Origin of the sequence: Aquimarina sp. U1-2, assembly GCF_017897595.1 — a bacterium.
Lineage (GTDB): Bacteria > Bacteroidota > Bacteroidia > Flavobacteriales > Flavobacteriaceae > Aquimarina.
This window is the reverse complement of the sequence record NZ_JAGKIK010000004.1, coordinates 246,750-266,062: the sequence shown is the minus strand read 5'-3', so window position 1 is coordinate 266,062 and position 19,313 is coordinate 246,750. Positions and strand designations below refer to the sequence as shown.

Annotated in this window: 17 protein-coding genes; 14 read left to right on the top strand and 3 right to left on the bottom strand. The window is 34.2% G+C overall.

Annotated features, from left to right (window positions below):
* Nucleotides 1-70 precede the first annotated feature (70 nt).
* The 6 genes from nadC (at nt 71) to priA (ending at nt 6,734) form a co-directional block, all read left to right on the top strand.
* Nucleotides 71-928 carry a carboxylating nicotinate-nucleotide diphosphorylase gene (gene nadC, locus J8281_RS07840; RefSeq protein WP_210197063.1) on the top strand — a complete coding sequence of 286 codons (858 nt, stop codon included), beginning with the start codon at nt 71-73 and terminating at the stop codon, nt 926-928.
* Nucleotides 929-932: 4 nt separating this feature from the next.
* Complete coding sequence (locus J8281_RS07835; protein WP_210197062.1) at nt 933-1,859, top strand: YihY/virulence factor BrkB family protein; 927 nt, start codon at nt 933-935, stop codon at nt 1,857-1,859.
* 27 nt (nt 1,860-1,886) lie between these two features.
* A complete protein-coding gene (locus J8281_RS07830) occupies nt 1,887-2,450 on the top strand; it encodes a chalcone isomerase family protein (RefSeq protein ID WP_210197061.1) in 564 nt (187 codons plus the stop codon).
* 421 nt (nt 2,451-2,871) lie between these two features.
* On the top strand, nt 2,872-3,432 hold the full coding sequence (locus J8281_RS07825) for a chalcone isomerase family protein (RefSeq protein ID WP_210197060.1): 561 nt from the start codon (nt 2,872-2,874) through the stop codon (nt 3,430-3,432).
* A gap of 43 nt (nt 3,433-3,475) precedes the next feature.
* Nucleotides 3,476-3,901: a DUF2147 domain-containing protein gene (locus tag J8281_RS07820; RefSeq protein WP_210197059.1), complete on the top strand. Its 426-nt coding sequence runs from the start codon at nt 3,476-3,478 to the stop codon at nt 3,899-3,901.
* Between the two features lie 382 nt (nt 3,902-4,283).
* Nucleotides 4,284-6,734 (top strand): primosomal protein N', encoded by a 2,451-nt coding sequence (gene priA, locus J8281_RS07815; protein WP_210197058.1) that lies wholly within the window; start codon nt 4,284-4,286, stop codon nt 6,732-6,734.
* Here priA and J8281_RS07810 read toward each other — a convergent pair.
* The gene (locus J8281_RS07810; protein ID WP_210197057.1) at nt 6,731-7,438 is read right to left on the bottom strand and encodes a LytTR family DNA-binding domain-containing protein; all 708 of its coding nucleotides are present in this window, start codon (nt 7,436-7,438) and stop codon (nt 6,731-6,733) included. The two genes, priA and J8281_RS07810, sit on opposite strands and share 4 nt — an antisense overlap.
* A gap of 405 nt (nt 7,439-7,843) precedes the next feature.
* Nucleotides 7,844-8,548 carry a LytTR family DNA-binding domain-containing protein gene (locus J8281_RS07805; protein ID WP_210197056.1) on the bottom strand — a complete coding sequence of 235 codons (705 nt, stop codon included), beginning with the start codon at nt 8,546-8,548 and terminating at the stop codon, nt 7,844-7,846.
* Between the two features lie 249 nt (nt 8,549-8,797).
* Between J8281_RS07805 and rpsF the strand changes: the two genes are divergently transcribed.
* The 8 genes from rpsF (at nt 8,798) to J8281_RS07765 (ending at nt 17,847) form a co-directional block, all read left to right on the top strand.
* Nucleotides 8,798-9,136 carry a 30S ribosomal protein S6 gene (gene rpsF, locus J8281_RS07800; RefSeq protein ID WP_210197055.1) on the top strand — a complete coding sequence of 113 codons (339 nt, stop codon included), beginning with the start codon at nt 8,798-8,800 and terminating at the stop codon, nt 9,134-9,136.
* A 3-nt stretch (nt 9,137-9,139) separates the two neighbouring features.
* Complete coding sequence (gene rpsR / locus J8281_RS07795) at nt 9,140-9,436, top strand: 30S ribosomal protein S18 (RefSeq protein ID WP_073312677.1); 297 nt, start codon at nt 9,140-9,142, stop codon at nt 9,434-9,436.
* A 16-nt stretch (nt 9,437-9,452) separates the two neighbouring features.
* Nucleotides 9,453-9,905 (top strand): 50S ribosomal protein L9, encoded by a 453-nt coding sequence (rplI, locus tag J8281_RS07790; RefSeq protein WP_210197054.1) that lies wholly within the window; start codon nt 9,453-9,455, stop codon nt 9,903-9,905.
* 107 nt (nt 9,906-10,012) lie between these two features.
* Nucleotides 10,013-13,201, top strand: a complete 3,189-nt coding sequence (locus J8281_RS07785) for a carboxypeptidase regulatory-like domain-containing protein (RefSeq protein WP_210197053.1) — start codon at nt 10,013-10,015, stop codon at nt 13,199-13,201.
* A gap of 372 nt (nt 13,202-13,573) precedes the next feature.
* Nucleotides 13,574-14,047 carry a DUF6495 family protein gene (locus tag J8281_RS07780; RefSeq protein WP_210197052.1) on the top strand — a complete coding sequence of 158 codons (474 nt, stop codon included), beginning with the start codon at nt 13,574-13,576 and terminating at the stop codon, nt 14,045-14,047.
* Between the two features lie 122 nt (nt 14,048-14,169).
* Entirely contained in the window at nt 14,170-16,152 is a 1,983-nt protein-coding gene (locus tag J8281_RS07775; protein WP_210197051.1) for a hypothetical protein, read from the top strand.
* Nucleotides 16,149-16,982, top strand: coding sequence for a DUF2490 domain-containing protein (locus J8281_RS07770; RefSeq protein WP_210197050.1), 834 nt, complete (start codon nt 16,149-16,151; stop codon nt 16,980-16,982). The genes J8281_RS07775 and J8281_RS07770 overlap by 4 nt, the downstream gene beginning before the upstream one ends.
* 10 nt (nt 16,983-16,992) lie before the next feature.
* Nucleotides 16,993-17,847: an MORN repeat-containing protein gene (locus J8281_RS07765; RefSeq protein WP_210197049.1), complete on the top strand. Its 855-nt coding sequence runs from the start codon at nt 16,993-16,995 to the stop codon at nt 17,845-17,847.
* A gap of 46 nt (nt 17,848-17,893) precedes the next feature.
* Here J8281_RS07765 and J8281_RS07760 read toward each other — a convergent pair whose 3' ends face one another.
* The gene (locus J8281_RS07760) at nt 17,894-19,129 is read right to left on the bottom strand and encodes an ABC transporter permease (RefSeq protein WP_210197048.1); all 1,236 of its coding nucleotides are present in this window, start codon (nt 19,127-19,129) and stop codon (nt 17,894-17,896) included.
* Nucleotides 19,130-19,313 lie beyond the last annotated feature (184 nt).

The window sequence follows — 19,313 nt, the reverse complement described above, 5'->3', positions numbered from 1 at the left end:
ACAATGGCACATGCATAAGGCTTCGTACTTCCGACTTCTTTTTTTACATTAGCAAAAATAACCATTCAATATGATTAGTAAAGCTCAATTTGATAAAGAAATTAATTTGATTATCGAGAACGCTATTCGAGAAGATGTAGGCGAAGGAGATCATAGTTCGATGGCATGTATCCCAAGTACAGCTACCGGTAAAGCCAGACTCTTGGTAAAGGATAAAGGAATTTTAGCCGGAGTAGAATTTGCTAAAAGAGTATTCAGATATATTGATCCCAACATAACTATGAAAATAATGATACACGATGGAAGTGCTGTAGCCTATGGGGATGAAGCTTTTTATGTATCAGGAAACTCTCAGTCTATTTTAAAAGCAGAACGATTGGTACTTAATGCGATGCAAAGAATGAGTGCGATTGCGACCAAGACCAGTCAGTTTGTAAAACTTTTAGAAGGTACAGACACAAAAATTTTGGATACGCGCAAAACTACTCCGGGAATTAGAGCTTTAGAAAAATGGGCAGTAACTATCGGGGGTGGGGAGAACCATAGATTCGCTCTTTACGATATGATTATGTTGAAAGATAACCATATCGATTTTGCCGGCGGAGTCAAAAAAGCTATTGAGAAAACCAAGGAATATTTAAAAAAGCACCATCTTGATCTTAAAATTATTGTTGAGGCTCGTAATCTTCAGGAAATTAAAGAAATTCTTGAAACCCAGGGTGTTTATCGTATTTTAATAGATAACTTCAATTACGAAGATACTAGAAAAGCTGTCGATTTGATCGGTGACCAATGTCTTACCGAATCTAGTGGAGGGATTACAGAACAAACACTAAGAAAATATGCAGAATGTGGGGTTGATTATATAAGTAGCGGGGCCTTAACACACTCTGTACATAATCTTGACTTAAGTTTGAAGGCAGTATAAGCGCATGACAAAACCTATTGAAGATAAATTAGCAAAAATTCCCATCATCAATATTTTGGTTGCCTATGGAAAAAAAGCAGTTCTTCCTGGTTTAGAAGGTCTGTCTCTTTATGATTTAATAGAAATTTATGTGATCGGTATCATAAGAGGAACATTTTCTGCCAGAGCTAGTGCCATAGCTTGGAGTTTTTTTCTCTCCATATTTCCATTTTTACTCTTTTTACTTAATTTAATTCCGTATGTGCCAATAGAGAACTTCGAGAGTAATTTCTTCGAATTTATTAATGAGTTATTACCCAAACAAACTTCGAATTTCTTTTCGGCAATTTTCGAAGACATTGCATCAAATCCAAGAGCGGGTTTGCTATCTACGGTTTTTTTACTTTCAATTTTTTTTATGACCAATGGTATTAATGCCGTTTTTTCAGGTTTTGGGTATTCTTACCATGTAAGCTTAAACCGTACTTTTGTTAGACAATATTTAATCGCACTTGGAGTATCTATCATTGTGGCATCGTTGTTGCTAATTACAGTAATAGGAACCTTGTATTTTACCTATTTGGTTAATGATTTAAATGAAATAGGAGTAGTTAATGATACCGTTTTTTGGTTAACCTTCGGACGGTATTTACTGTTTGTTTTAATGATATTTGGGATCATAGCAACATTATTCTATTTTGGCACTTCTGAAGGGAAACTTAACAAATTTTTCTCGCCTGGTGCTTTAATGACAACCATGTTAATCATAATAACAACGTATTTGTTTGGAATTTATATAGATAACTTTTCTACCTACAATAAACTATATGGTTCAATAGGAGCCGTTTTGATATTGATGATTTATATTTGGCTTAATGCAAATCTATTACTATTAGGTTTCGAATTAAATGCATCACTAAATCAATTAAAGAAAAATTTTGAAACATTTTAATAACATAAACTTTAATAAATTTTAAAAATGAAAAAACTGAGCGTAGTACTTTTAATTTTGATTTCTTCAATATCCATGCAAGCCCAAATAGAAGTAGGGGATGCTGTACTTCCTAAAACTGTAACGTTTAATGGCGAAAATCTTACAATCAATGGATATGGTCTAAGAGAGAAATTTTTTATTGATATATATGCAGGAGGGTTATATGTAAAACAAAAAAATACAAATGCCAAAGCAATTGTCGAAGCAGATGAGACAATGGCAATAAAACTACATATCGTTTCTGGATTAATGTCAAGAAGTAAGATGGAAGGCGCTTTAAGAACTGGTTTCGAAAAATCTACGAATGGTAATCTTGCACCTTACCAAGAAAGAATTGATACTTTTTTAAGTTTTATTCAAGAAGAAATCGAAGTTGATCAGATCTACGACATTGTTTACGAGAAAGGAAAAGGAAGTGTGATCTACAAAGATGGAAAAGAGAAAGGATATATCGCCGGACTAGATTTTAAAAAGGCATTATTTGGTATTTGGTTAGGAGATAAACCAGCTGATAAAGGATTAAAAAAAGAAATGCTTGGGCAGTTTTAACAATAAAAATATTGTCGTATTTTTATAATGAATTGATGTAAACTTTTCTGATTTAGGTAATAAAGTTTACATCAATTTATTAAATAATTTGAAATTGACGTAAGAAAAATGCACTTTGTTTGCGTAATTATTTTGAAAACATAGTATTAAAAATTAGGTAGTTCTTTAATTACATGTAGTATTGCTTTATGTATTGTGAGAAGGTGTATTATTTTTTATAAGTCTTCTAAGATAAAGTAAACACGCTGTAAAGAAAAACTACTGAATTTGAAGGTTTTTAGCCTGAAATCCTGATGAAAATTTACAGAAATTAAAATAAATATAGCTTTTATTATTATGCACGCATAGCTTATTTGTTAAACTAAGTATTCACATTTTATAAACTAAATATTAATTTACCCCAACCAACTACGTATGTAATATGAAAAAAATTACTTTTTTCGCAGTGATGGTATTGTCTATAACAGTTTCTGCGCAAATCAGGGTAGGAAAAGCTATTCTACCCTATGAAGAAAATTTTGCCGGTACCGATTTAAAATTAAATGGAGCCGGAATGAGAGAGATGCTTTGGATCGACTTATACGCCGGCGGTCTCTATCTTTCAGAAAAAAGTAGAGATCCAAAAGTAATTTTGGATGCCGATGAAACCATGGCTATCAAACTCAACATTGTGTCTAGCTTTGTGACGCAAAAGAAAATGATAAAGGCGGTTAGAGATGGTTTTAACAAAGCTACTTTCGGTAATACCCAACCTTTACAAGAACGAATCAACAAGTTTATCAGATTCTTTTCAGATCCTATAGTGAAAAACGATATTTTTGATATTGTTTATGTAAAAGGAAAGGGTGTTGAAGCTTATAAAAATGGAAAAAAATTAGGCACGATAGAAGGTCGTGATTTTAAATACGCCCTTTTTAAAATTTGGTTGGGTGAAGAGCCAGCTAGCGAAGGCATAAAAAATGGAATGCTAGGGTTACAATAATTTTGTAATTACTTATTTTTCATTCATTATAAAAATTCAGTAAATGAAGATAATCAGAATAGTACTTATTGTTGTATTAGTAAGCGGGGCAGCAAATGCCCAACAAGCTATTTTTGGCAAATGGAAGACAATCGACGATAATACCGGCGAGCCTAGGTCTATAGTCGAGATTTATAAAGCTGATAATAAAATATACGGTAAAATCAAACGAATATTAAAAGAGTCTGATAGAGATAAGGTATGCATCGAATGTAAAGGAGATAACTATAACAAACCTATCGAAGGAATGGTTATTATACGTGATCTTCAAAAAGATGGTAATGAATATGAGGATGGGACTATTTTGGATCCCGAGAACGGTAAAGTATACCGATGTAAACTTTGGGTTGACGAAGAAAACAAAAACATTCTTAACGTTCGAGGTTACATCGCTTTTCTGTATAGAACACAGCAATGGGTCAGAATATAATTGAATGACAACAATACCTTGAAGTTTTGCTCAGGTATCGCTCTCAGATTTTAAGTTTATAGCACGAAGATCTAGGATATAAGGCTCGCTTTTAGTTTCTAATACACTCAAAGAGTCAATCCCAAAACGTGGAATTCTCAATTAATCGATGCGATTAAGGCAAAGGTGTTGCTTTGCTTCGGTTTATATTTTTATTCAGTTCTTCATCGATTTGATAATTTTTCCAAACTAAACTTGTACTTTCGTTACAATATATTTTATAATTTTTCATTAGATAATTCGGGTTTAATTATTTCGAGGCTTGCTTCGGAAATAAAAATTAGTGACTAACAGATGCCTCATGCGCTTATCCTGAGATAGTTACTTTATATTTTGTTTAAAAATGCCATATTTTATAGATGTAATCCTTCCAATTCCACTTGATAAAGAGTTTACATATAGCATAAACAAAGATGAAGCCGGCTATATAAAACCGGGAATGCGAGTAGCTGTTCAATTTGGTAAGAGTAAGGTATATGCAGCCTTGGTAGTGAGCGTGCATCAAAACCCTCCTTTAGTATACGAAGCCAAAGATATCGAGCATATTCTTGATGAAACTCCAATAGTTACGGCTAATCAATTAAAGCTTTGGTCCTGGATTGCACAATATTACATGTGTACCAGAGGTGAAGTGATGCGTGCTGCCTTACCTAGCGCTTTCTTATTAGAAAGCGAATCTATTATCTTAAGAAATGAAAAAACAGAAATACAGGAGTCTACATTACAAGATGATGAATTTTTGATCTTCGAGGCACTACAATATCAAAGTTTACTTCGTATACAAGAAGTAATGACGATTATAGGAAGAAAAAATGTACTTCCGGTGATTAAGAGATTGATTGAAAAAGAGGTCGTATTCATAAAAGAAGAAATCTATGAACAATATAAACCGAAATTAACACGATACATCAAATTGCATCCTGACTTTCAGGAAGAAGAAGCATTACGCACACTCTTAGATGCAATGAGTCGGGCACCAAAGCAAAGAGAAGTACTATTGCAAATGTTTAGTTTACAAGCTCAACAGACGAAGCCTATCAAAATGGCGACGCTTGTCAAACGGTCAAACAGTTCATCATCTGTGGTGAAAGCTTTAATTGATAAAAAAATTCTTTCTGAATACATTATGCAAACTGATAGGGTGAGTTTTGAGGGAGAGGTTAGTTCGATCAAAGCGCTAAACACCTATCAGTCAAAAGCCCTTGAAGAAATCAAAACAATTTTTCTTGAAAAACAGGTTTGTTTATTACATGGGGTAACATCTTCTGGAAAAACAGAAGTTTACGTTCAGCTTATCCAAAATATGCTTCAAGAAGGTAAGCAAGTATTGTACTTACTTCCTGAAATTGCGTTAACTACACAGCTTATCTCGCGTTTGCAAGCATATTTTGGGGAGCAGCTTACCGTGTATCATTCTAAATATTCTATAAATGAAAGGGTAGAGGCATGGAATAATAGTAAAGATAACAAAAGGAAAGCGCAATTTGTAATCGGAGCAAGATCTGCTATTTTTCTTCCTTTTGTAAATTTAGGTCTCATCATTATCGACGAAGAGCATGAAAGTACATTTAAACAATATGATCCCGCACCACGATATCATGCAAGAGATACCGCTATCGTTTTGGCCAACTTGTTTTCTGCAAAAGTTCTTTTAGGATCTGCAACACCATCTTTAGAAACCTATTTTAATGCCAAAAAAGAGAAATACGGTGTAGTCCAACTTACACGAAGGTTTGGTGATGTATTAATGCCAGAAATTAATCTTATAGATCTAAAAACCAAATATAAAAAGAAGGAAATGACTGGTCATTTTAGCGATACCTTATTAGATAGCATTCGGGATGCGTTACGAGAGGGTGAGCAGGTTATTCTTTTTCAAAATAGACGTGGATATTCGCCGATTGTAGAATGTAATACCTGTGGGCACTCTCCACAATGTCCCAACTGTGATGTGAGTTTAACGTTTCATAATTTTAAAAATCAATTAAGATGTCATTACTGTGGTTATCATATTGCAATGTTGAAGCAGTGCATGGCATGTCATAGTACAGCACTATCGACAAAGGGTTTTGGTACCGAGCAAATAGAAAAGGAATTACAAGAGTTATTGCCCGAGCACACCATTGGCAGAATGGATCAGGATAGTACACGAGGAAAGCATGGGTATGAAAAAATAATCAATAGCTTTGAAAATGGAGATATCGATATTCTTGTGGGTACGCAGATGCTTTCTAAAGGATTAGATTTTAGAAATGTAAGCCTTGTAGGAATCATGAACGCAGATAGCTTGCTTAATTTTCCGGATTTTAGAGCACATGAGAGAAGTTTTCAATTAATGCAACAAGTGTCGGGTAGAGCCGGTAGAACTAAAAAAAGAGGAAAAGTGCTTATACAGACGTATAATCCCTATCATCAAATTCTTCAGCAAGTATCGGTTAACGATTTTATAGGCATGTATAAAGATCAAATAGAAGAACGGAAACTATATAAATATCCACCTTTCTATAAGCTCATCAAAATTACTGCTAAACATAAAGACTATACTAAAGTTAACGAAGCGATGAACTGGTTGGCTACCTCATTAACCAATATATTCTCAGATCATCTTTTAGGGCCAGAATTTCCTCCCATTCCTAGAATACGAAATCAATATCATAAAAACGTACTACTTAAAATTCCACAAGGGCAATCGTTGTCAAAGACGAAAATAGCCGTGCATAAAGTTATTAAGTCTTTTAAAAGTATTAAGGAGTTTTCGGGAGTACGAATACTAATTAATGTAGATTACTACTAATTATTTAGCGCTTCGATAAGAGAATGTTTTTTGTGTCTACTTAAAGGAATTTTTTCATCAGCAATTTCAATATTTCGACTATTGTAACGCTCTACTTTATCCAGGTTTACGATGTAAGACTTGTGAATTCTTAAAAATCGATCACTAGGCAACTGGGCTTCAAATGATTTCATAGTAGCCAACACAACGATAGGATCACCCTCTTCCATAATTAATTTAACATAATCACCCAAAGCTTCTACGTATTTTAATTGACTTAAGAAGATCTTTCGCTTTTTAAGATTACTTTTTACAAAAATATAATCATCGTCCTCTACAGGTACACCTTCGACACCTAGGCGCGACATACTTAATGCCTTATCTACTGCTGCGTTGAAGCGATCCTTTTTCAAAGGTTTTCTCAAATAATCAATAGCATCATAATCAAATGCTTTAAAAGCATATTTGGTTTTTCCCGTGACAAAAATGATGTGAGGTTTATTTTCCAGATCATCCAAAAGATCGAAACCTGTAAGTATAGGCATTTCGATATCGAGAAAGAGTAAATCCACTTTGGTATCTAATAAGCCATTCTTAGTCTCAATAGCATTATTCCATTCCGCCACCAGTTCTAAAGAAGAATGTTCATCGATTAGCTTTACTATAGCTAATCTCTGTAGACGAGAATCATCTACTACCGCGCATTTTAATTGAGGTTGTTCCACTTGCTTAGTGTTATATTTTCTAAATACAATATTAATGAATATATCTTATTCTCACAAACAATTCTTGTTTTTTGTCGATAAAAATAGTGTTTCGTCGAAGTGTAAATTGTGGCGGAAATGGGGTTCTTTTAAAGGTTTTTTACTCAATCGCTTACGTCTTAGCCTTTTTTAAAAATACATTATCCGTCAATTCCAATGCTTCGACCAGAAGAAAAAGTGTATCAAGCCCTTCGAAAAGCAAAATATGACTTAGGATTTTGGATCCGAAACGCTATTCTCGATATCCCCAATCAAGTTGAGGATAGGCTAATTTTTCTTCATGTTATCTTGAGCGGAATCTAGAAGTTATTACGAAAAACCATGCGAATTGACGTTTTTCTTTACTATTTCTGTCATAATGCAGAACTAATATAAAACATTTTTGAGTTCTCGTCTCTTTTGCCTGCTTATTGGGATGACTTCATTTTTTATTTCTAAATATCTTGTGGTAAAACGTTCTATTTTTTCCAGATTCACGATAAAGGATCTGTGTATTCTAAAAAATTGTTGTTCGGGCAATAGTGATTCCAGATATGTCATCGTTCCGGCTACAATTAACGGACTGTCTTTTTCGAAATGAATTTTTGCAAAATCGCCCATTGCAGACACATATAAGATGTCTTGTAAATATACTTTGTATTGTTTTACACCACTTTTTATAAATATAGATGGAGCACTTTTTTCAGTTTCTATGTTTGTATTGTGGAAATGTAATTTTAAAAGTTTATCTATGGCTATAGAGAAACGATTCGATTTTAGAGGCTTTTTTAAAAAATCGACAGCTTGATAATCAAAAGCTTTTTGCGCATATTTTGATTTTCCGGTTACAATAATAACATGAGGTTGGCATTCTAAGTTATCCAGTAGGTGAAAACCATTTAAGATGGGCATTTCAATATCCAAAAATAGCACATCGATTTCTATGTCGAGTAACCCATTTTTGGCTTCAATGGCATTGTTCCATGCGCCAATAAGTTCTAAATTAGGATGTTTTTTTATTAAATTAATGACGGTACGGCGTTGCAATTGAGAGTCTTCGACTACACCACATTTGATTAGGGGCTTTTTCATTGTATTGGTTTTAATGCTATGCAATAGTACTAATAATTTCTATAAATGTAAGTATATTCTTCTAAAATATCGATAGAATGTGTTTTATGTCGATAAATAGTGTTTTATATCTATAATTACTGTTTTATATCGATTATTTCATTAATACATTCTTTTAGTTTTTCTCGCAACTTTTTAAGAGTAACCCTATTGAATAATCCAAAAAATAGTACTATTTTTGCACCCAATTTTAATTAAAACATATATTTTATGAATCATTATGAAACTGTTTTCATCTTGAATCCCGTTTTATCTGATGACCAGATAAAGGAAACAGTTAAGAAATACGAAGACATTCTTGTTTCTAACGGTGCCAAGATGATTTCTAAAGAGGATTGGGGGCTAAAGAAGCTTGCTTACGCTATCCAACACAAGAAAAGTGGCTTTTATCACTTATTTGAATTTCAGGTTCCGGGTGAGGCTATCAGTCCTTTGGAAGTAGAGTTTAGACGTGATGAGCGTGTTATGCGTTATCTTACTGTGCGTTTGGATAAACATGCTATTGCCTGGGCAGAAAAAAGAAGAAATAGAAACAAACAAAAAGCTTAAGAAATGTCATCTATAGAACAACAAGCAAAAGGTAAAAAAGACGGAGAGATTAGATATCTTACTCCTCTTAATATAGATACTACCAAAAATAAAAAGTACTGTCGTTTCAAAAAGTCTGGTATTAAGTATATAGATTACAAAGATCCAGATTTTTTAATGGCATTTGTAAACGAACAAGGTAAATTGTTACCTCGACGTTTAACAGGAACTTCATTAAAGTATCAACGTAAAGTTAGTGTAGCCGTAAAAAGAGCTAGACACTTGGCTTTAATGCCATATGTTGGTGATTTATTAAAATAAAACTCGTCGTAACATTATGGAACTTATATTAAAGAAAGACGTTGAAAATCTAGGATTTGCAGACGATGTAGTAGAGGTGAAAAATGGTTACGGTCGTAACTATCTTATACCTAATGGTTTTGCTGTGTTGGCAACTCCTTCGACAAAAAAGGTATTAGCAGAAACGCTTAAACAGCGTTCTTTTAAAGAGAAGAAAGCTATTGAAGATGCTCAAAAAATAGCCAAAAAGCTTAGCAATCTAGATATCAAAATAGCTGCCAAAGTTGGAACAGGAGACAAATTATTTGGTTCTGTTTCTAGTGCAGATGTATCTGAGGCTTTTGCAAAAGAGGGTGTGGATATAGAAAAGAAGTTTATCTCAGTTCCTGGAGGTACTATCAAGCGCCTGGGACAATATGAAGCGTCTGTTCGTTTACACAGAGAGGTTGTCGAGGCCGTTGCCTTTGAGATCGTAGCACAGGGAAAATAGACCCGTTAATAACTGCTTTATAACATTAAGAAAAATCGCTCTACTGAGCGATTTTTTTATTTTAATTTTACATTAAATTAACATATTACGATTTCAAAATTTTAGTAATGAAAAAACTTATACTTTTACTATTTATCATATCGATAGGATATGGATCTCATGCCCAAATTACAACAGCTAATATTTCTGGGATTGTTTACGATTCTACAAATCAATTGTTGCCAGGAGCTAATGTAAGCGCTGTACACACACCTACAGGTACAACTTATGGTGGAGTGACAGATTTTGATGGGCGTTTTAATCTAAATAACCTTAGAGTTGGTGGACCCTATAGAATAACTATTAGCTACGTAGGATTTAAAAAACAACTAATCGATGATATTTTCCTTCAATTAGGAGAGACCTTTAATTTGGATGTGATCCTGGTTGAAGATGATAATCAATTAGAAGAGGTAATAATAACATCAAATAAAAACTCAACTTTTAGTAGTGAGCGTACTGGAGCCGAAACAAATGTAGGGCGAAGAGAATTAACAACATTGCCTACTATTTCTAGATCCGCACAAGATTTTACTCGATTAGAACCAACCGCGAGCGGCAATTCTTTTGGAGGTAGAAATGATCAGTTTAACAACTTTAGCCTTGATGGTGCCGTTTTTAATAATCCTTTTGGGCTGGATGCTGCTACTCCCGGGGGTCAAACAGACGCACAACCTATTTCTCTAGATGCCATAGAACAAATCCAGGTATTAACAGCACCTTATGATGTAACTCTGGCAGGTTTTACAGGCGCTTCAATAAATGCAGTAACCAAAAGTGGAACCAATAATTTTTCGGGTACCGCATATGGATTTTTCAGAAATGAAGACCTAACAGGTGGTAAAATAAAAGGGGATGATGTGTTTAAATCTGATCTTGAACAAACGCAATACGGTTTCAGCTTTGGCGGACCTATTATCAAAAATAAAGTGTTCTTTTTTGTAAATGCTGAAAGAGATCAGCGAACAGACTTAGGAACACCCTGGCTTCCTAATACAGGTAGCGGAGCTATAAATGAATCTAGAGTATTAGAATCTGATATGATTGCTGTAAGTAATGCCTTGGCAAATTTAGGATATGAAACAGGTCCCTACCAAGGGTTTACTCTGGATGCAGCATCTACAAAAGGTATTTTTAAGTTAGATTGGAATATTAATGATAAACACAGGGCTGCTATTATTTACAACTTTTTACGAGCTTCAAAAGAGAAGCCGGCCAATCCCACTGCAATTACGCCCAGGGGGCCAAGCGCTGCCACACTACAATTTAGAAATTCGGGTTACGAAATAAATAATAATATCAATTCTTTTCAATTAGAGATCAATTCTAATTTTTCTAGCAAATTTGCAAACAAGTTTCAAGCTGGATATACGCACTTTGATGATTTTAGGAATCCATTTTCATCTCCTGCACCAGTAATTACGATTCAAGACGAAGCATCGGGTTCTAATTACATTATTGCAGGTCACGAGCCTTTCTCTATTAATAATAAGCTCGATCAAAAAGTGATTCAGGCAACGAATAATCTGAATGTTTTTCTAGGAAATCATACGCTCACTGCAGGGGTTTCTTTCGAAATGTTTTCGTTTAAAAACTCTTTCAATTTGGCCGCTTATGATAATTTCGGAGCTGCTGCCTATAGGGGAACCTTTTTAGGAGGAGAATACCCTTCTGTAGCAGATTTTTTAGCCGACGCCGCAAATCCTAACGGGGTTCTTGCTACGAATCTAGCGTTTGCGCAAGATGTATTTGCCACTAGGAATGCTCTAGGTGATGGGGTTGATGGGGGATGGAGACTTGCAGAGCTAAAGGTTGGGCAGTTGGCTTTTTATCTTCAGGATGAATGGAATATTAATAAACGACTGAAAATAAGTTATGGTCTTCGAGTTGATAAACCTTTATATTTTAATACCGATGAATTGATTCAGGACTATATCGATACCGACAATGGAGCAACTAGAAACCTTGAAACTGTATATTTTAATCCAGATACCGATGAAGAAGTTACACTAGATTCTACTATCTTACCTACAGATAGAGTATTGTTATCTCCACGTTTAGGGTTTAATTATGATGTTTTTGATAATAAAACGCTTCAAATACGTGGTGGAACAGGAATTTTTACAGGTCGGTTGCCTTTTGTATGGTTAGGGAACCAGGTAAGTGGTGCAGACGACGCATTTTTCCAACTGGTAGATCCTGATTTTCAATTTCCGCAGGTGTTTAGATCAAGTCTCGGGATAGATTACAAATTACCCAATGGTATCATTTTAACAGGTGATTTTGCATATACCAATGATATTAATGCTGTGCATGTTCAAAACTGGGGTATTCGTAGACCTACCGAAACACTACAGGGAGTAGATAACCGACCAATTTATGGAGCCAATGATAGGGGAGAGAATAATGCATACGTATTAACCAATTCTAACCAGGGACGAGTGATTAATGCCTCTTTCAAGGCTGCTAAAAGGTTTTCAAATAATTTATATGCGAGTATAGCCTATAGCTATTTAGATGCCAAAGATGTAAATTCAATTGAAGCCGAAATTACCGGCGATGCTTTTAACGGTAATCCGGCTTTAGGTAATGTAAATAATGATGTATTGGCTAACTCAAAATATGGTGATAATCATAGAATAATCGCCGTAGCTTCAAAAAAATGGACATACGGTAATGAAAAGTATGCTACCACGATCTCTGGATTTGCAGAATTTGCACAAGGAGGGCGTTTTAATTATATATACGCCGGAGATATTAATAACGACGGAGCTTTACCTTTCCCAGGTGCAGGCGGGTCTAATGTTAATGATTTAATTTATATTCCTACAGCTTCTGAAATTGAGTTAATGAACTTTAGTGAGGCAGGGCAGGCAGAAGCTTTTGAGGCCTACATTCAGCAAGATGATTATCTCAGAGAAAACAGAGGTCGTTATGCAGAAAGATATGGAGCGATTGCACCGTGGAGAAGCCGGGTAGATGTCAAAGTACTACAAGATTTTAATTTCAATATTAATGATAAAACAAATACGATACAATTAAGTATTGATGTTTTAAATATTGGAAATTTAATTAATTCTGACTGGGGATTAGTACAACAACCTAATAATGCTCAGGTGCTTGGTGTTAGTGTAGATCCTAATACAAATGTTCCAACCTATACTTTTGACGAAGGCGTTACAGAAACTTTTGGTGTAGATGCGAGCTTACAATCCAGATGGCAAATGCAATTTGGATTACGATATATATTCAATTAGGTATAATACCAAAGTCGTGTCATGCTAAATTTATTGGCACCGCCAAAGGGTATAATACCCCGAGGTAGTTTACTTTAGCATCTCATTAAGGTTTAGTTTTTGACACTATGCGAATCGAGACTCTGAAACAAACCTGTGCTGAATACTAAAACGAGTTCAGCACAGGCTCGTTTCAGCTTCTCATCTCAATGTACTGAAAATAAGCTTAATGAGATCCTGAAATGAATTCAGGATGACTTCTCAGTTAAATTTTAGGTATACTAACGAACAATCAATTTTATGTATACTAAACTACTCAATACCAAATACTTCTCAACTCAGTATTTATGATTATTTTTGCATCAATTTTACTATTATTTAAATCTGTCAGAATTGAAATATCAAAGACTAACCAAAGAACAATTAGAAGAACTTCATCCTGAGTTTATCAAATTTTTGGCTACTCAATCCATAACTGCAGAGGAATGGAATACTATCAAAATGGATACACCTAGTGTAGCAGAAGAAGAAATCGATGTTTTTAGTGATTTGGTGTGGGAAAAAGTGTTAACCAATGCTAGGTATCTGGAGCATTTTTCAAAGGATCAGATTCATTTATTTGAGCTTAAGGATGATGTTATGCAATTGATCGCTGTAAAAGTAGAAAATGAAACCATTGACATAACTACTACCAAAGGTTATCAATGGTTACAAGATAATTTACTTAACGACGATGTCGTCTTCTACAATGCTTCCAAATCGTATGGAGATGATAAACATCTTGATATATTCAAATTGATTCAGCAAGGGGCAAATATTACCAAAGGAGATTTGTATCAATACTTTAGTAAACTAACAAAATCGTAGTTGCTTTCTTTCAAAACAAAAGGTAATTTTTATTTGTGTAAAAGAATATCATTTCATTTAATATATTTGCTGCGATTTTTAGACCTTTTTAGTTCTAAATACTAGATTATAAATAGCTCCAAATGTTTTGTATATCAAATAAACCGTATGTTAAGAAGGACCTTTATGTAATTGGTTTGATGTTCTTTTGGATATTCATGTGTTTTTCTCAAAATCAATCTTCTACCATTGATGCGGGACGAGTGGAGCGACCCATGAAAATTGAAGAATATAGTGGTATCGCCAACTATAATTATATACTTAAGGATAGAGATACATTACTAAATGGAATTTTTCAGCTCAAAAAAGATATTAATACATCTAATTTGAATGAAAAGGAAAAACGCTTCTTTTCTTTTATAGGGGCTTTCAGCAATAATGTACCCGTCAAAAATTGGCAATTTACGTTCGGAGAGTTCAAACCTAACACAAAATCTAGTGTAGTTGATTATAAGTACGTGATAGAACTTAACGGATTGAAAGAGCTGGTTAAAGGTAGATTTGACAGCGGCAAACCTCAAGGACTCTGGTCGGTACGTAGTGATAGTATTAAAGACTCTGATGTAATTTCAACTTTGTTTCTTAGTGAAGTAGAACTTAATGATGGTATTCCGCAAAAGAACCTTCGCATAAAAACACCAAAGGTTTCATTGGTTGGTAGGTTTTTAAGAAATGGATATGCCCATGATCAATGGTCTTTGTTTCCAAAAGAAGGTATCGATGATGCTGAACATTGGTATTTTGATCACGGAAAACTCGATCTGGTCGAGGTGATCCGCAACGGTCAAAAAACCGATATACCTATTTTCAAGAATATCGAGAAAGATTTGGTTACAGTCCACATGGATGACAGGTATATCGATATTTTAAAACTTTCTCAGGTTCATTATAATCAAAACCAATTTCTTACAGAAGGAATAGGAGCATTACTCTTACAAAATGATGGATATTATGATCGTATAGAGCGCATTCTATCGAACTTAGGTGAATCTGTAAAAATTACACTATCCAAAGTTAAAGTTCCGTATTATCCATTAACGTCTTTAGAAAAAGAGGCTTTGGATCAAATTACGACTACAATACTACATTGTAAGCAAATTACCACTTCGATTTTAGATAATACGCAATTGAATATATCAAAATTATCAAACCCCGTAATGGCTAATTTGTTTAATGATACAGAACAAATTTTGCAAAAATACATAGTGCCTCTTGATAATTTAGTTTACTATCATAAACACGATCTTCTTCATCACAAACAAAGAAATCAATTAATAACCTATCTTTTTCCCAAAGGTGTACCTTCTATAACACCATCGGTTCAAAGTTTTGAAGAATTCTTAACCCCTTTAGTATCAAAAGATGAGTATTTAATGTTAGATGGAACAGATATTTCCAAATTGACTCAGCTTACTACTGCTATTAAACACCTATTAGATGCTTTTGATGCTTCTTTAGAAAAAAGAATTTCAAAGGTAAAAAGGCAGGAAAAGATTTTAGAAGAAGAAGAGAAACTTATTGAAAAGGCCAAAAAACTGTCTGATACGATCAATTCTTTAAAAACAACACTGCCATCGCAAAGCAAAGAAGCTTTAGTTGGTCTAAATAACTATATCAATAAAATTTTAAGTGACTATTCAAATCAAAACCAGAGTCAAGGAAAGATTGGTCTGGTTAAAAATTTGAATTCTTGTTTTTCAGATATAGAGCATCTGATTTTGCGAATTGCAGAACTTCCAGAGCAAAGAAAAACTATAGAAAAACTCTATACCGAGCCGATGTGGAATCCTTTTACGTCAACCACAATGAATGAGATTGTTAAGAAAAGAATTTATGATGCTTATGATAAAATCCTGCTTCCATATCTATTAACAGAAATTGGTAAGCAACCCCATTGTGATACTTTTGTTGATCAACACCAAATTTTTGAAGACATTTTTGTCAAACTGAAAGCTTTACGAAAGGAAGATACATATAAGTTAGAGCGAAAACTTAGAAGGGTAAAAAATCCAAAAACCGTAATGAATCTTTTGGGTGTAACCTATAAAGCAGTAGAAGATAAATGAGTAGGAGTAGGTTACATTGTTTTATAATTAAGAGCTTATTAGGGGCTTTTATTTTTCCTATATTTTTAATTGCGCAAGAAGAACCAGAGGTTTTACCAGAGACTTCGCAATTTAAAGACCCGGTAACAAGATATTGGCTTAATACGTATGGCAATATTAGAATCTCAAAACGACTTTTTTGGGTAGCTCAAACGCATTTCAGATTTGAAGAAACCGAAGACACCCCGTTCATAGGGCAAATTGGTCAAATTTACAATCGTCATGCTATAGGGTATATTTATTCGAAATCATTTAACATGAGCTTAGGAGGGGTGTTACGTCTCAATTTTAATACCGACTCTAATTCGAATGATCGAAACTTGGTGCCAGAATGGCGAATATGGCATCAATATCAATTTGCAATGCCTGTTTTAAGTGCAATGATCTATCACCGAATTCGTATTGAACATCGTTGGACTCAAGGTTTTGCAGAAAATAGTAGCTATATTTACAGAAATCGATATCGATACATGTTTCGGATGAAAATTCCGTTAAATCAACCTAAATTGAAACCTAAAACGTTATATATTTCGCCAGAAGCAGAGCTTATTATGCAAAGTGGTAAAGCTGTAGTGGCGAGTCCTATGGAAGATTTGCGACTTAATACGACTTTGGGATATATCATCACTCCCAGATTAACTGTCGCTGCAGGATTGATGTATTCTCAAGGCCAGACATTAGACAATGGTGGGATTTATAAGCAAAACTGGACGATTAGGACACATCTATATTTCGCTCCAGACTTTAGAAAGGTAAAGAACAAATTACCCTCTATCCATTTAAACGATTAATTATATTGGCATGACAAAGAAACGTAAAAAATACCCTATATATCTGCTGCTGATAACCTTATCAGTAATCGCTGCTTTTTTTATATTTAGAACAGGGTATTTATTAAAAAGAGTGAAAGAATTAGAACTTGTAGAAGAAAAGCATCAACAATTTGAAGAAAATTATCAAAAATTAGGAAAAGTGGATAGCTTACTGTCAAAAGGTTCGTATCAAGAAGCACTTTCAGCATATAAGAATATCAAGAATTATATCGCTCCAGAAGATAATTTTGTCATAAATGGTCGCATTCAATTTACAGAGGAGCTCATAAAAATGAAGGATAGAATCAAGCTGAAGTATCAAGAATTCGATTCTATTTTTGACAGTCAAACGAGTTTAACTTCCTCTCAAGAAAATTTGCGAGGTGCTAACAGTTATGATTCCTTAAATTTTGCGCTAGAAAAAACTAAAATTCAACTGAACAATATTAAAAATCAGCTTCGTGAAAAATCTTTTGGAGAGTATTTAACATTTAAAAGCAAAAAGGGAAACTCTCTGTATTACGTAGGAGAGGTAAAAGATGGAAAGGCTAATGGATTTGGTATCGCCATACTTGATACTGGTAGTCGTTATGAGGGGGAATGGAAAAATAATTTGCGACATGGTAAGGGTAGTTTTTTTTGGATCGATGGTCAACGCTATGAGGGAGAATATGTAGATGATTTGAGAGAAGGTCAAGGAACATATTACTGGCCAAATGGCGAGAAATATACCGGACAGTGGAAAAATGATATGCGCAGTGGATCCGGAAGATTTTTTAATAAGGAAGGTGATATGACAACAGGGTTTTGGAAAGAGGACAAGCTGGTAGAACAGCTAAAATAGGAATTATAAACTTCTTCTTTGTCTAGGTAAATGTATAAATAATTGATCATTCATATCGTAATGATGCTATAGGATCTTGCTTGGCTGCTTTCACTGCAGGATATACCCCTGATACTACCGCTGTAAGAAAAGAGGTAACCACGGCTGCAAAAATAGCTAGCCAAGGAGTGCTGAATTCAAAACTTAAAATTGATGCTGCAAGAGCACCAACCGCAATACCAAGCACAATACCAATAATTCCGCCAAATTGACCAATAATAACGGTCTCCAGAAAGAATTGACCAGAAATGGTATGTTTTTTTGCACCAAGAGCTTTTCTAACTCCAATTTCTCTGGTGCGCTCTGTAACTGAAACGAGCATGATATTCATAAGCGCTATAGACGATCCAAAAATGGTAATTATACTGATGATCCAGGCGGCATAATATAAATAAGACGTTATACTAGATATACGATTTAGAAGATCATCGCTACGTTCAAGTCCAAAATTATTCTCTTCTATGGGGTTTAGTCTTCGTATATTTCTAAATGTTACAATGGCTTCGTCTTGAGCACCTTCCAAAAACTGTTTATCATCTACCTTAATGCTAATATTATAATTAATATTAGGTAGCGTAAAAATAGACCTGGCAACCTGTAAAGGGATAAGTACTTTCAAATCTTGATTATTTCTAAAGGTCGCTCCTTTGCTTTCTAGTAGTCCGATAATTTTAAATTTAACTCCGCGAATACTTATGGTTTGTCCTATCGGACGTATATTCTTAAAAAGGTTTTTCGTAAAATCGGATCCTATCAAACATACATGATTATTATTTTCAATATCAAAAAAAGTAAAATTTCTTCCTTGATCGATTTCAGTTCCGGTATTTTCAAGATAATTTTGATTTACACCTAGAACTGTAACTTCTGGATCGGTTTTTTCATTTTCATAGGTTACTTCAGCGTTACGTGTTCCTGTAAAATAAATTGAAGTCTTTGTAAAAGGATATGCATAACGTTCATTAAAAGCTCTTACGTTTTGATAACTAATAATTGGATTGATTAGCTTTCGTTCCCTATTATTTCTGGTAGTAAACTCATAGCGTTGAATAGTAAAGGTATTGGCTCCCATAGCAGCAAAATCCCCTGTTATCGTTTTTTCTAATGCTCCTAAAAAAGTTAGAATCCCTACCAGAGCAGTAATACCAATAGCAATAATAAGAACAGTAAGCACGGTTCGTAAAACCTGACCTTTTATCGCATCTAATGCTATACGTATATTTTCCTTAAAAAGTGAAAACATGAGAGTTTTCTTTGTTTGATTGTATAATACCACTTCCACTTTAAAATTGCTCTAATAAAAAGCAGAACTGGTATAGTAAGACGCTTTATAGTTTCTAAAGTTACTTAAAATTCGATATTTTTTTGGGGGCTCGAAATGTCTTTGTACTTTTTTTAGGATATTTGCAGCCTTATTGGTTTTGAAT

Bases quoted from the DNA above. Each gene is read 5' to 3' on its own strand.
- nadC (WP_210197063.1), top strand. From the start codon at position 71: ATGATTAGTAAAGCTCAATTTGATAAAGAAATTAATTTGATTATCGAG.
- J8281_RS07835 (WP_210197062.1), top strand. From the start codon at position 933: ATGACAAAACCTATTGAAGATAAATTAGCAAAAATTCCCATCATCAAT.
- J8281_RS07830 (WP_210197061.1), top strand. From the start codon at position 1,887: ATGAAAAAACTGAGCGTAGTACTTTTAATTTTGATTTCTTCAATATCC.
- J8281_RS07825 (WP_210197060.1), top strand. From the start codon at position 2,872: ATGAAAAAAATTACTTTTTTCGCAGTGATGGTATTGTCTATAACAGTT.
- J8281_RS07820 (WP_210197059.1), top strand. From the start codon at position 3,476: ATGAAGATAATCAGAATAGTACTTATTGTTGTATTAGTAAGCGGGGCA.
- priA (WP_210197058.1), top strand. From the start codon at position 4,284: ATGCCATATTTTATAGATGTAATCCTTCCAATTCCACTTGATAAAGAG.
- J8281_RS07805 (WP_210197056.1), bottom strand. From the start codon at position 8,548: ATGAAAAAGCCCCTAATCAAATGTGGTGTAGTCGAAGACTCTCAATTG.
- rpsF (WP_210197055.1), top strand. From the start codon at position 8,798: ATGAATCATTATGAAACTGTTTTCATCTTGAATCCCGTTTTATCTGAT.
- rpsR (WP_073312677.1), top strand. From the start codon at position 9,140: ATGTCATCTATAGAACAACAAGCAAAAGGTAAAAAAGACGGAGAGATT.
- rplI (WP_210197054.1), top strand. From the start codon at position 9,453: ATGGAACTTATATTAAAGAAAGACGTTGAAAATCTAGGATTTGCAGAC.
- J8281_RS07785 (WP_210197053.1), top strand. From the start codon at position 10,013: ATGAAAAAACTTATACTTTTACTATTTATCATATCGATAGGATATGGA.
- J8281_RS07775 (WP_210197051.1), top strand. From the start codon at position 14,170: ATGTTTTGTATATCAAATAAACCGTATGTTAAGAAGGACCTTTATGTA.
- J8281_RS07770 (WP_210197050.1), top strand. From the start codon at position 16,149: ATGAGTAGGAGTAGGTTACATTGTTTTATAATTAAGAGCTTATTAGGG.
- J8281_RS07765 (WP_210197049.1), top strand. From the start codon at position 16,993: ATGACAAAGAAACGTAAAAAATACCCTATATATCTGCTGCTGATAACC.
- J8281_RS07760 (WP_210197048.1), bottom strand. From the start codon at position 19,129: ATGTTTTCACTTTTTAAGGAAAATATACGTATAGCATTAGATGCGATA.